This window comes from Parabacteroides sp. CH2-D42-20, from assembly GCF_003670185.1.
Taxonomy (GTDB): Bacteria; Bacteroidota; Bacteroidia; order Bacteroidales; family Tannerellaceae; genus Parabacteroides; species Parabacteroides distasonis.
Genome location: NZ_RAYG01000012.1, coordinates 16,253 through 29,408, shown reverse-complemented (window position 1 = coordinate 29,408; position 13,156 = coordinate 16,253). Strand labels below are relative to the sequence as shown.

10 protein-coding genes and 1 pseudogene are annotated in these 13,156 nt (G+C 47.1%); 4 read left to right on the top strand and 7 right to left on the bottom strand.

Going from position 1 to position 13,156, the window contains the following annotated elements; translation table 11 throughout:
- Window position 1: 1 nt before the first annotated feature.
- Entirely contained in the window at window positions 2–1,210 is a 1,209-nt protein-coding gene (locus D7V92_RS09015) for a cofactor-independent phosphoglycerate mutase (protein ID WP_005861778.1), read from the top strand.
- A 3-nt stretch (window positions 1,211–1,213) separates the two neighbouring features.
- Window positions 1,214–2,527 (top strand): threonine synthase, encoded by a 1,314-nt coding sequence (gene thrC, locus D7V92_RS09010; protein ID WP_121772728.1) that lies wholly within the window; start codon window positions 1,214–1,216, stop codon window positions 2,525–2,527.
- A 104-nt stretch (window positions 2,528–2,631) separates the two neighbouring features.
- Here thrC and D7V92_RS09005 read toward each other — a convergent pair whose 3' ends face one another.
- Together D7V92_RS09005 and D7V92_RS09000 are read right to left on the bottom strand one after the other, a co-directional pair.
- Window positions 2,632–3,072 (bottom strand): DUF695 domain-containing protein, encoded by a 441-nt coding sequence (locus D7V92_RS09005; RefSeq protein ID WP_121772727.1) that lies wholly within the window; start codon window positions 3,070–3,072, stop codon window positions 2,632–2,634.
- A 118-nt stretch (window positions 3,073–3,190) separates the two neighbouring features.
- Window positions 3,191–3,673, bottom strand: a complete 483-nt coding sequence (locus D7V92_RS09000; protein WP_005861772.1) for a ferritin — start codon at window positions 3,671–3,673, stop codon at window positions 3,191–3,193.
- A gap of 157 nt (window positions 3,674–3,830) precedes the next feature.
- On the opposite strand from D7V92_RS09000, the gene D7V92_RS08995 reads away from it, so the two are divergent.
- Window positions 3,831–4,334 carry a methylated-DNA--[protein]-cysteine S-methyltransferase gene (locus tag D7V92_RS08995; protein WP_121772726.1) on the top strand — a complete coding sequence of 168 codons (504 nt, stop codon included), beginning with the start codon at window positions 3,831–3,833 and terminating at the stop codon, window positions 4,332–4,334.
- A 45-nt stretch (window positions 4,335–4,379) separates the two neighbouring features.
- Here D7V92_RS08995 and D7V92_RS08990 read toward each other — a convergent pair whose 3' ends face one another.
- On the bottom strand, window positions 4,380–5,654 hold the full coding sequence (locus D7V92_RS08990) for a DUF2262 domain-containing protein (RefSeq protein ID WP_121772725.1): 1,275 nt from the start codon (window positions 5,652–5,654) through the stop codon (window positions 4,380–4,382).
- 371 nt (window positions 5,655–6,025) lie between these two features.
- Between D7V92_RS08990 and D7V92_RS22725 the strand changes: the two are divergent.
- Window positions 6,026–6,322: pseudogene (locus tag D7V92_RS22725) on the top strand (hypothetical protein); the annotation flags it as partial.
- 66 nt (window positions 6,323–6,388) lie between these two features.
- Here the strand turns inward: D7V92_RS22725 and D7V92_RS08980 are convergent.
- The 4 genes from D7V92_RS08980 to D7V92_RS08965 all read right to left on the bottom strand — a co-directional run bounded on the left by D7V92_RS08980 (window position 6,389) and on the right by D7V92_RS08965 (window position 13,153).
- A complete protein-coding gene (locus D7V92_RS08980; protein ID WP_121772724.1) occupies window positions 6,389–7,339 on the bottom strand; it encodes a transporter in 951 nt (316 codons plus the stop codon).
- A 112-nt stretch (window positions 7,340–7,451) separates the two neighbouring features.
- On the bottom strand, window positions 7,452–10,022 hold the full coding sequence (locus D7V92_RS08975; protein WP_121772723.1) for a glycoside hydrolase family 38 C-terminal domain-containing protein: 2,571 nt from the start codon (window positions 10,020–10,022) through the stop codon (window positions 7,452–7,454).
- A gap of 67 nt (window positions 10,023–10,089) precedes the next feature.
- Window positions 10,090–11,475 carry an SGNH/GDSL hydrolase family protein gene (locus D7V92_RS08970; protein ID WP_233572824.1) on the bottom strand — a complete coding sequence of 462 codons (1,386 nt, stop codon included), beginning with the start codon at window positions 11,473–11,475 and terminating at the stop codon, window positions 10,090–10,092.
- Window positions 11,476–11,638: 163 nt separating this feature from the next.
- Window positions 11,639–13,153, bottom strand: coding sequence for a RagB/SusD family nutrient uptake outer membrane protein (locus D7V92_RS08965; RefSeq protein ID WP_121772721.1), 1,515 nt, complete (start codon window positions 13,151–13,153; stop codon window positions 11,639–11,641).
- Window positions 13,154–13,156: the final 3 nt, after the last annotated feature.

Below are 13,156 nucleotides of genomic sequence, written 5' to 3'. Positions count from 1 at the left end.
TATGAAGCACATTATCATTTTAGGCGATGGAATGGCCGACGAGCCGATAGAGGCTCTGGGAGGCAAGACCCCGATGCAATACGCCAAGACTCCTTATATGGATAAATTGGCGGAACTGGGAGTAACCGGGCAGATGAAAACCGTAGCGGATGGTTTCCATCCCGGTAGCGAGGTCGCGAACATGGCGGTATTAGGCTATGACCTGCCCTCCGTATACGAGGGACGGGGTGTATTGGAAGCCGCCAGTATAGGCGTCGCCCTGCAACCCGGCGAGATGGCGATGCGTTGTAACTTAATCTGCGTAGAAGGCGACATCTTGAAGAATCACTCTTCCGGCCATATCTCCACGGAGGAAGCGGACGAGTTGATCCAATGTCTGAACGAGCGATTAGGCTCCGACCGTGTTAAGTTCTATACAGGTGTCTCCTATCGCCACCTATTGGTAATCAAAGGAGGCGATAAGCGTCTGGATTGCACGCCACCACACGACGTACCCCTCCATCCTTTCCGGCCTTTAATGATAAAACCGGAAGTTCCGGAAGCACGAGAGACCGCCGATTTATTAAACGAATTAATCCTCAAGTCCCAAGAGATCTTAAAGGATCACCCGGTGAACCTCAAACGTATGGCAGCGGGGAAAGATCCGGCGAACAGTATCTGGCCTTGGTCTCCGGGCTACCGTCCGGCCATGCGAACGATGCGGGAGATGTACGGCTTCGGGAAAGGCTCCGTGATCTCCGCCGTCGATCTCATCCGGGGAATCGGCGTTTACGCCGGCCTCGAGGTGCTTCACGTAGAGGGAGCTACCGGATTATACGACACGAACTACGAGGGAAAAGCGCACGCCGCCCTTGAGGCCCTCAAGACAAACGACTTCGTCTACCTGCATATCGAGGCAAGCGACGAGGCCGGGCATGAAGGAGACGTAGACCTAAAGATCAAGACGATAGAGTATCTGGACAACCGTGCCGTACGTATCATCTACGAGGAAACACAAAAATGGGACGAGCCGGTAGCAATCGCTATCCTTCCGGACCACCCCACTCCTTGCTCCATACGTACGCATACGAATACCCCGGTTCCATTCCTGATTTACAAGCCGGGCGAGCAACCCGACTCCGTTACCACATTTGATGAGTTCTCCGTATCAAACGGCAAATATGGCATACTGGAAAAAGATCAATTTATAAAAGAATTTCTAAACGATTAGAGCATGAAATATTACAGCACAAACAAACAAGCCCCTGTAGCCAGCCTAGAAGAGGCCGTCGTAAAAGGTCTGGCCGGCGATAAGGGATTATATATGCCCGAGTATATCGACTCCTTGGACGAGGAGGTGATAGCCAACATGAAGAACCAGTCCTTCCACGAGATCGCCTGCACAGTAGCTCAGATGTTCTTCGGGGAAGACATCGAGCCGGAGGTATTGGACGGTATCGTAAAAGATACGCTCTCCTTCGAGACCCCGGTGGTACCCGTAAAGGGTAATATCTATAGCTTAGAGTTATTTCACGGGCCTACATTGGCCTTTAAGGATGTAGGAGGGCGCTTCATGGCTCGTCTGCTCGGTTATTTCATAAAGAAAGAGGGATTGAAGCAAGTGAACGTATTGGTAGCTACTTCCGGCGATACGGGAAGCGCCGTCGCCAACGGATTCCTAGGCGTTCCGGGCATTCACGTGTATGTGCTTTATCCCAAGGGAAAGGTCAGCCCGATACAGGAATGCCAGTTCACGACATTAGGACAGAACATCACGGCATTGGAGATAGACGGCACGTTCGACGATTGCCAAGCGCTGGTTAAATCCGCCTTTATGGACGAGGAATTAAACCGTCATATGAAACTGACCTCGGCGAACTCCATCAACGTAGCCCGTTTCTTGCCCCAATCGTTCTACTATTTCAACGCTTACGCTCAGCTGGACAAGCTGGGAAAAGCGGACGAGCTGGTCGTTTGCGTGCCGAGCGGTAATTTCGGAAACATCACCGCCGGATTGTTCGCCTATTGGATGGGGCTCCCTATCAAGCGTTTCGTAGCGGCAAACAACCGTAACGACGTATTCTTGGAATACCTGAATACAGGAACTTATACACCCCGCCCATCAGTCGCCACCCTAGCGAACGCCATGGATGTAGGCGATCCGAGTAATTTCGCCCGTATCATCGACCTATTCAGCGCATTCAATGATCCTCATAAAGAAATATGCGCACTGATCTCCGGACATCGCTATACGGACGAGGAAATCGCCTCTACGATGCGAGCCGTCTATAAAGAGACGGGATATATCCTCGACCCGCACGGAGCCTGTGGCTACCAAGGATTACTAGACAGCGATCTAAGCGAGACCGAGACGGGTCTATTCCTCGAGACCGCCCATCCCGCCAAATTCAAAGGAACGGTCGATAAGATATTGGAGGCAGATATCGAGATCCCGGCGAAACTGAAAGCCTTCATGGAAGGAACCAAGCAAAGCATCGAGCTGGCAAAAGATTTCGAGGGATTCAAATCTTTCTTGATGAGCCGGTAAAAACATGTATATAGGCATCGCCCCACACGTATATCGATATAAACCTACACGTATATTGGCGTAGACCGATATCTATATACGTGTGGGGCGATGCCTACATACGCTCAATCCACCGCCCACTCTTTCATCTCATACATATCCTTATATTCTTCCCAATCCGGATCCATCTCGGTATAAATAGAGATGGGCAGTAATTCGAAAGGAGCCAAGGCCTCATTCAAGCGTTCGCCGAATACACGCACGGTACGTGTGTAAAACACCCAGACCTTCTCTCCTCCTCCGGTATAGACACCCGTCAGGATAGCCAGCTTGTCTTTCTTTTCCATCGCCTTACGAAGCGCTTCCTCCACGGCCTCCATTTTCTCGCCAAGGTCATCGCTAGGAAGGCCTCTCTCATCTCCCTCGTATTTCCAAGTGATCTCGACACGTTCTTTGAACTTACCGGATTCGGTGAACTCATTCAACTCGTCCCGCCCGTAAACAGTAATCATTTGCCCTGACTCGTTTTCCGAGAGAGCCGTAAACCATACATCGCTTAATCTCATATTTATATTTTCTATTTATCTATAAGTATTCCTTACTGACTTTACCGGGTAAAAATACGACAAAAAAGGCTGCGTCCGGTGAAGATACAGCCTTTTTATATTTCTCGACGGAAATTTATTATCTCTTTCCTAATCTATGATCCATAATGGCGTAATGGCATTCCCCATAATTCTTCAATTGATCCACGATCTCTTTAGCCGTAGATTCTTCCTCTACTTGCTCGCGTACGAACCAGAACAAGAAATCACGGGAAGCATGATCCTTATCAGCCTCGGCGATATCAACCAATTTGTCGATCAACTCTGATACATAGCACTCGTGTTTGTAAACATGCTCGAATACCTCCAACGGATTTCCCCAGCCTGTCGGAACCACGTTGATCTGGCCGATCGTAATATCGCCACCACGATCCAAGGCGTAATCGATCAACTTATGAGCATGCTCCAATTCCTCAGCCGCTTGTTTCTTCATCCAATGGGCGAACCCGTTCAACCCTGCTTTCTGGAAATACACGGACATTGACAAATACAAATTCGAAGACCACATCTCCGCATTAACTTGGGCATTGAACGCCTCTGATAAATTTCTACTTAAGATCATAATTTTATCATTGTTTAAAAATGTTGAAGTATTATCCGTTCACGAAATTTCACTATGCAAATATAAATAAAAGTAGGATTCCTTATCTCATTTCCGCCCTTAGATATTGGCTACTTTCGAAAATTTTTCTAACTTACGCCCTTATTTGATAAACATCATGCAATACACCGACAAATATCGATCTCCCTTGGGAGAAATAACCCTAGCCAGCGATGGCGACCACCTGACAGGATTATGGTTCGACGGGCAAAAATATTTTGCCGCCACTTTATCGGCGGAACACCAAGAAAGAGAACTGCCGATATTCGAGCAAGCCAAAGAGTGGCTGGATAGCTATTTCATGGGTAAGATTCCCAGCTTCACCCCTCCTATCCATCTGGAGGATACGCCTTTCCGACTTGCGGTATGGGACTTATTGAGCAAAATACCTTATGGCGAAGTCGTAACCTACAAGGAGCTCGCCGGGGAAATCGCACGGCAAAAAGGTATCCCGAGCATGTCTACGCAAGCGATCGGAGGAGCGGTAGGCCATAACCCGATCAGTATCATCATCCCCTGCCACCGTGTCGTAGGCAGCGATGGCAGCCTAACCGGATACGCCGGAGGTGTCGACAAAAAAAGGAGCCTGCTTACAATCGAACGGGCCCCAAAAGTATCGTAAAGAGACTTTACCTTGCAAATCCTTGTGGACAAACATAGAATGTAGCTATCCCATTAACGTTATCTCCTTCACCTCATGGTCCTCGATATCAGCATATAGGAAGTGGCCGGCGAATGTGTCTTCCGTGTCTTGGAAAAAAAGCTCCAGCTCGTAATGGATGGAGCCGTCTTCTTTCTCCTTGGTCTCTATATGAACAGATTGCAATTCTACTTGGAGGGCAAACTCCTCTCTGGACAATGCCGGAAGTTCACAATCTTCCCGCCATGCGTTTGCTGTCGGGAGCAATTCGTCGGCCATGCGCAATTGCCATATCGCTTCTTCTTCCAGCTTATTCATATAGCCACTAATAGCTTTCAGATGTTTCCGGATAAGGGATTCGTGCGGACAACGGGGCTCCAGGTTTTTACCGCATTGCTTCCGGATAAGTTTGATGGCCTCATTCAAACATTCAATCTTAGTACCGGTAGAGACCGAGGGCATTTCCCAAAGTCGCTCGTATAACTCCAATCGTTCTTCAAACGAGTGAAGGGCAGACCTTGCTCCAATCTTTATATCAAGATAAGCATCATAGGCTTTAGACTCTTCCTTAGTCATATCTCGCTCAACGCCGTTTAGCTTATTCTGACCCTCATCCATGCGAGTAATGATGTCATTGGTAAATTTCACTAATTGACGTACCTGCTTGGGTGTTTTTATTTTGTTTTTCTTCGCATTTTTCTCTACGCTTTGTGCAAAGAATTGAATGGTGGCCATTGTAATTGAAATATTCGTATCCGCACGCATCAAATCATCCGGCAGTTGGACATTACGCACAAGGTCATATAATTCAATTTTATAAGGAATGAGCTGACTGATTTTTTCTTCAACGGGCAAATCCGGGTTGCTCCATATCTGGGTGCAGTCTTGAATGATTGCCTTAATCCTCTCGGCGTTCATGTAATCCAAATAGCGTTGCTCTAACGCCTCGTCCACCTTAGGCGGCAGGAGTTTTTTGAGAGCTTTTATCTTCTTTTTGAGTTCGTCTACGTAGGCTTGCTGTTCCGGGGGAAGCAGCTCATTCTTACCTTTTTCCGATTTCTCTTCAATGATAGGTAATTTCTCGGTCGGTGTCTCCAAGGGAGCGATGGAGATGCATAGGTCTACCTCCCTCCCCCAAATCGTCGCTTTATACTCTTCGGGTGTTTGATAGCCATGAAACCATGTCTGGAGTGTACTAAGCCAAAACTCCGTATGCATTTCCAAGGTCATTTTGGAAAGCTGGGCGATCTTATCTGTCAGATGAAATTCCCAACTATTTTCATTCGTTTGTTCCTTTTCCATAAGTATGAATAATTATTATACTGAAATAGACTACTTGATCACCTTTGAGCCAATAAGTTTTCCCCGTAAACGTATATCCTGCAATTAAGATAAATATATGATGGTTATAGCTTCAAAGCGTAACGAACGCTGTTCCATGTAATTCACCACGTTTTGCCCAAATCAACAATTCATACCCCATGGGGCGATTGTTGTTATCATATTACAGAGAGTCTATCATTCAACGTATTCGCAAATATAAGGAATAAAACTAAACTTATAGGACTTGATACGCATAAGAAGGCCAATGTTGCTTGATGTAGTCAAGCCTTTTTGCGGATGAAGAAATGTATAAATAAAGAATTCATGAGCAACGGAAACCAAAGCTATTCTTTGTCTATGGCTTTGACTTTGTTCACGTCGCTGTATTCCGTGGACAGAAAATCGATTTGGAGGAGCGGTTGTCTACCCGAGAGTATATCGTGGGCGGACTGCCTGTGTTACTCATCTTTTTAGGGGGATTGATCGGCGCCGTATTCGGTTTTGTGGGCGCTACGTTCAATTACAATTATATGCGGCAGGAAAAGTCTTTCATGAAACAACTGCTTGTTTCCCTAGGTGTTTCCGTTTTCTGCTATATAGCTTATTTCATATTTGGGATTTGCTTCAATTTACTGATAAGAGGATAGGAAAGAAAGTTAATGAGGCGGCTCCATCGTTATTTCGGTGTGCCGCCTTTTTCCGGGTCGCATTTATTATTCTAGCTCATTTTTCCTCTTTTTCCACAGCTGATAGCTATTGAAAATATTTTGCCACAGTACATAGCTCCCCGGGCCAACAGAAGACAAGGGGTTCAAATAGGTGTAAGACATCCAGATCGCTAACACGGTATTTTTTTGTCCCAAGGCTTGTCCGGCGCTAATACGGTCATTGTATTTCTTGCCGATGCGCTTTCCCCAATAAAACTGTGCGATACAGGTTATCAAGCCGCCTAAAGCGATCAGGATTTCTACATAAATCTCCGCCTCGCTATTAACCAAGGATTTCACGGTCTGCCCGGTCACGATAGCTAGAGCGACGGCCCAGAGGTAAAAGGCCATATCCCGAAGCCCCGCAAGGAAGCGATGGATAGGTGGTATGATTCTACGCAAGAACAAAGCGAGGAAAAACGGGAATAACAGCAATGGGAAGACTTTTCCCAAGATCTTCAAGAATGCGGCGAAGAAAGTAATCTCGGCATGCGGTTCCACTAATGGAAAGACCAGCGGCACGACAATCGCTGCCAATAGATTCGATAATAAGGTATAAGTAGTCAGACTAGAGGCGCTTCCCCCTAATTTACCCGTAATCACGGCGGCCGCCGTAGCGGTTGGGCAAATCAGGCAGACCATCGCTCCCTCGAACACATCCCGGTATTCCTCTCTCATTGGCAGCCAGAGCAATAAGGCGGCAAGCACCAAACTGGAAACCGCTTGGATAAGCAATAGCCAACCATGCCAAGGGCTGGGCATCAATTCCCGGACAGAGATCTTACAGAAGGTTAAGAGCAACTGCGCAAAAATCAAAAAGGGCGTCAGATACGCTATTAAAGTGTACATGAACGGCTTTGCAGGCTCCAGAAAAGTAACATTGGCGAAAACAAAATACCCTATCGCACCCGCTAACATGGAGATAGGGAGTGTCCATGTCTTGAAGAATTTCAACATAACGCCTATTCTTTTAATTCGGGATGCAAAATAACATCTTTCCACCGAAAGAGGCAAGAGAAACGGGGATTAATTAGGGATAAAGAGAGACGGGGCATGCCCCGTCTCTACATTAGATATTCTTACAGCTTACTTTTAATGTCCTTATCCCGTAACGAGGGATAGAAAGACGCATTGAACTGGCGCCTTTCTTCTCGGTGACGGTTAAGTCCTCAACCAGACGGTTATCCAATTCCACCAAGCTCGCTTTCACGTCTTGTCCTTGGAAGATTATCGTTTTAGGGGAGGCATCGCTTTGGGCATTGAATAGGCGGATATAAAGGTCATTCCCTTTATAGGTCATAGAAACCAACTCGTAGGCGTTATCCTCTATCCGGAAAAGGGAACCGGATGTTAAGGTAGCATCGCCGCCCAAGGTCGCAACCAAAGGCTCATTGCGTCGTTCGCTTTGTGTCCAAATACGGCTTTTCTCCCAAGTTCCGGCATGAGGGATCAAGGCATACGAGATCTCGGTCGGACGGTCTATGATATAATCCCGGCCCCACAAGCCTTTACCAGCGTATTGTACGTTCAAGGCCAATGGAAAATCCTTACCATGCGCATAGCTGGTCGTATGATCCGTGAATAATGACAGACCACAAGAGTTATCCTTGCTCGCTACATCCACCCAATTCAAGATGATGTTATGCTTGATGCTATCCCAACGATTGAAAAAGGTATTCTCCAACCGGCTCTCGCAAACATCGAACGGAGCGTCCTTATAAATCTGTTGGTTGGCGATCTGGGTAGGCAGATACACCAGAAGTTTGTAACGGTCGTCATAGAATGACTTACGAGGATTATCCGCACGGAATTCGATACCCGGCTCACCAATACGGGGGTTTCCTGTCCAATCCAGTTTAACACTCATATCGATGCGAGGCTCTCCCTGCGTTAACCGGATCGTTTGGGTAAATGAATACTTTCCGATCTTGCCTTTCACAGCTACCTTCACGAATAAGGGCCCTTGCTCCAACACGCTCACCTCAGCCGGTTGATCCATACTGGAAAGGAAACCACCCTCATCGATAAAATATCCCCGAAGCTCATTGAACCCACGTTCATTCCGGTTATCCACGAATTCCTTGCCTCGTACGGCTTTCGCTTTCAAGCTTTCTATTACACCTCCTTTAGAGGGGGTTAGCACCAAGGTGTATAAATCATTTTCCATGCGAAACGTACCGTCTTTCTGTCTCTCAGCCTTCAAGGTTCCGGACTGTTTATCCTCTGCCTTCCGGATCGCATAAGAGGCATAACCGGCCGAGGGGACTTGCGCACGGAACAGGAGTTTTGAAATGCCGTCTTCCGTCAACCATTGAGCCGGTTGTTTCTTTCCTTGCTTATCAAGAACCACCCAATCCGAGTTTCTCCATGAGACGGGGACTTCCACCGCCACCAATTCATTCCGGTCGGTAGCCAAGGTATTATATACGTACACCGTGGATTCACCTTCCTTTTCTTTCAATAAGGACAAGGCGTTATCAATTATCTGACGGCTGTTTTGAATGGTCACCCCAGTCCAATCCGTAACCGTCTCCGCCCATGTCTTTTTCCCTTGTAGTTGATTGTAAGGAACGATCCAGCAATCATGATGCTGGGACAATAGAAGCGTGCGCCATCCCTCATCGATACGTTCAGTCGGCCATTCCATGCCTTTGTATAAGCGAGCGTAAGCCGCCATTTTCTCCGCACGCACGATAGCGTTCTCGGCTACCCGTACCTCTCCGGCCAAACGCTGCATGACCTGCGTTCCCCACATCAAGCCACCTAGGACATCCTCTTGCGAGAAATGCCAATCATCCCGAGTAGTCCCGACGGAACAGTCTTGGATGTAATTCCGCCAAGTCTTATAGGCGGTCGGCGTATAATAGCCCGTCGTATCCTGTCCCAGCCAAGGGCCTTTATCCCAACCATGGCTCCATGAGGCATCTTGGATACACATGCCGACCGGGTGCTGGATGCCGGCATCCAAGCATTTATGGATGTAGTCCTCCGTATTGAACCACGAGATGGATTGCCAGCAAGAGCCGGGTTGTAAATCCTCGCAGGCGTAACGGGGGACGGTGGTAAGTCTCGTACCATCCGGCCCTACCCAATTCACCAACTCACCTCCGTAGGCGCTTACGTAGCCACCCCACATCGTATTCGGGTTCTTAGTAGAGGCATACGAGAAGCCGAATGACTTCAATATATAAGGCAGGCAACTGGTAAAGCAAGGCTCCTCCGCCGAATAGGTGGTGAATACCGCCTCAGGGAAATGTTTCCGGATTAGCCGCATTCCATATTCGAATTGGCGGATAGCGCTCTCGCCGGATGTCCCGAAGAAATAACTTTGGGCATAGGTCGGGTTTACGTACTCGATCCGCCCACTCTCCACGGATTGATCCTTAAATAAGCGCTTGAAAGCCTCGTAACCTTCAGGGTCTCGTTGCCGTACGACTTCCCATGATTCAGGCTCGATCTCGATATTGATATTCCAGTTGGGATTCTGCCTTAATTTCTGGGCGATAAAGGCGGTTTGTCCCACCGGGTAATGCCCGTAGATACCGCCATGATAGCCATCGATGAAATAGGCTTGTTGGGCATCCGCCCAACCGGCCAACAAGAATTGGCTTAATACGAATATCGCTAGTTTCTTTTTCATATAATATGTGCTATTAATTCACATTTAGAATACTTCCAGTCGGTGGAAGACGGGGCACGCCCCGTCTCTACAAGTCTGTAAATTTCTTGATCTCTATTCGCAAGGGGATTGGTTTATTTTGCTCATAGATCCGGTTAACCAGATCCTGTTGCTCATTCACGCAATCCTCACGAATCCCCTTGTGCATGTATTGTAGCCAAAGGGCGCCGTTCCATTGCAAGAAGATGTCGTGGGGACGGTATTTGCGCAAGGTGTCCACGGCAGCCTCGTCGCAGGCCCAAAGCATGCCCGTCTTCCGCATCAAGTTATATTCCACCCAATAAAATTCACGCATCTTACGCTCTTTCAACCAGCGTTCCTCGTTCATCTGGCGGATCTTCATCGCTTGTTTATACTGCGGGGTATTCTGAAGAAGAGCCATATTGATGCCTCGCTCCAACTCCCTCGCCGTAAAACGACCGATAAACTCCCCACCGATCGTCAACCCGTAATATCCATCCGACAAACCGCTCACAGACAATCCCTCATAATTCATCTCATCCATAAAAGGGATAACACTCAAGGCATCTGCCTGCGTATGTTTCTCATTATCATAATAAGAGGTATCGATAGGATACGGAAGCGATTTCGCCTCGTACGTAAAAGTAAGGTTATCCGAGGAAACAGACAAATCCGAGACACGGCAATTATCCGAGCGAGTCACCTTTTTCCCCGCTCCGTCTATCCGGATATCGGCTACCGGCTTACCAGCCAGACCTTGCGCCTTCAAGAAGAGATAAGCCATGACCAGATGCCCGTCCGTAGAGGGATGTATACGATCCTTCCCGCATAAGGTATACATGGAATCCTCCGCTTGCTCCCATTGGTTAATCGCTACCATCGGGCGATTGAAATCCACGAATCCCCATTGATTCTCCCGGGCACGGGCATTCAGGAAATCCACGATCTCCAAGATCGGCGTATTCTTCCCCGGGAAAGCGACCTTATTGAAACGAGAAGTCTCGTCATAAGGAGAACTTCCGATCAAGATTTTCCTCACCTCCGGATACTTCTTATAGACCTCCTCGATAAGAGCATAATCCCGGCAAGCTTTCTCTACCCGGTTCCGGGCGATCGTATCGGCCCCCGGCTTCCGAAAATCCATATAGCCGACATCGTTCATGCCAAAAGATAGCGTCACCACTGTAGGCTCATGTTCGAAAACCTTATCCAACCGCTGGTAAATCATCTCGGCTACATCCCCACCTACTCCCTCGTTAAAGATATCGATGCGTTGATCCGGGAAACGGGTCATATAGTATAGCCAGATATATGAATGATAATGACCACCGCAAGTAATGCTGTTTCCCACGAAGGCGATCCGATCTCCTTTCTGAAACGGAGCTATCGACTGAGCATATACTCCTGCAAGACCTGATAAAAGCAAACAGACAAACAAAACATATCTTTTCATCTCTATTTCTCTCTTCTCTAATTTTCTGTGATGAATAATATATACCGTGTTAAAAAATATTACTATCAATAGTAATCGTATTTATCATGGATAATAATCCGGATTACTACGGATAGTAATATCCTCCCACACACCTCTAGTCTAGAGAATCGCCCGCTTACTTTTAGCGAACGACATCCTCACCGAGCAAAGGGTTCAGTTCTTTCTCACGCAAAGGTACCGGGAAAACCAAATCCGATTCTTTAAACGGATACGTATGATTAACCGCCTGATAGCCGAATAAATCAACCATTTGCTTCGATACCGGATCAAACGCACGGTGAGTACGCAACATATCATACCATCCTGTAAACTCATAACAGAGTTCCCACGCACGCTCTTTCAATACTTGATCAACCGTGATTGAAGTCGGTCTCGCCTCATTGGGCAACGCACGGTGACGAACTTGGAAATAAGCATCCACAGCTATAGCGTCGGAAGTAGATCCACCATCCAAGGTAGCTTTTGCCTCCGCACACATTAATAGAACGTCCGCATAACGGTAAACCGGAATATTCGCCCCGCTCTTTCCTGTAGATTCAGCATTCTCATCCCAATATTTGCATAAATAAGGAACATCCAAAGTAATCGTTGTCTCCGGATCACCATATTTGGGTTTAGAAGTATAGAAAAACTCCTCATTCCGTTTACGAATATCTTGGTCATCATAACTTTCATAAAACTCTTTACGAGGAGCCAAACCACCCCCATAAGCCGGAGTAATGGAAATCGGTTGTTCCGGATAAGGCAAAAGGCCAAAATGGAAAGGAGCCCCGGCATCTTGCGCCTCACGCTGGATCATAAAAATATGCTCACCACTATTTTCGTTCTCTGACGCACGCAAATCCTTATAATCAGCGAACAAGCTAAAGGCTCCACTGTCAATAACCTCCTTGGCTTTCTCGTAAGCCAATTGATAATACTCATTTCCTTTTTGAAGCGGATAACCTGCCATTGTCAAATAAACCTTGGCTAAAAGGGTTTTGATTGCTCCCATAGAGACATGGCCTGTTTTATCACTCCAATCCAAACCGGACTGCTCCGCCTTTTTCAAGTCTTCCACGATCTGGTTATAAATATCTTCCTTAGGAGACCTTGGAATCTTCACCGTATTCAAGTCTACCGTAGGTTCCGTCTTCAACGGGATATCCCCGAATAATTGTACCCCTTGAAAATAGTAATACGCTCGCAAGAAATAAGCCTCTCCCTGATACTTCGCTTTCTGGCTTTCGCTAATAATATCCGTAGCGGAAACATTTTGAATCACGCTATTACAATTTTCCAAAGGAAAGAAAGTAGCCTTCCAGAAGTTACGAATAATGCCGTTACTCTCTTCCAAACCGGAAAGCAACAAGAACTGGTTCTGCTCATTACCGGCCGCACGAGGACGATAACTAGTACCTACAAGATATTCCAAGTTAAAAAGGTGAACTGTGGCAATCTCGAGGTCGGAACTCAACAGATCATCAAGCCCGTCATAAGTGCCATCCACAGCCGCCTTTATCTGGTTCTCTGTCGTATAATATTCAGAAGGACTCAAGAAGGTTTTCGGGTCTTCCTCTAAAAAATTCGTACAGGATGTAAAAGCCATTGTCGCGGAAAGCAAGCCACACATCCATACATGCGCTTTATTTTTCATATC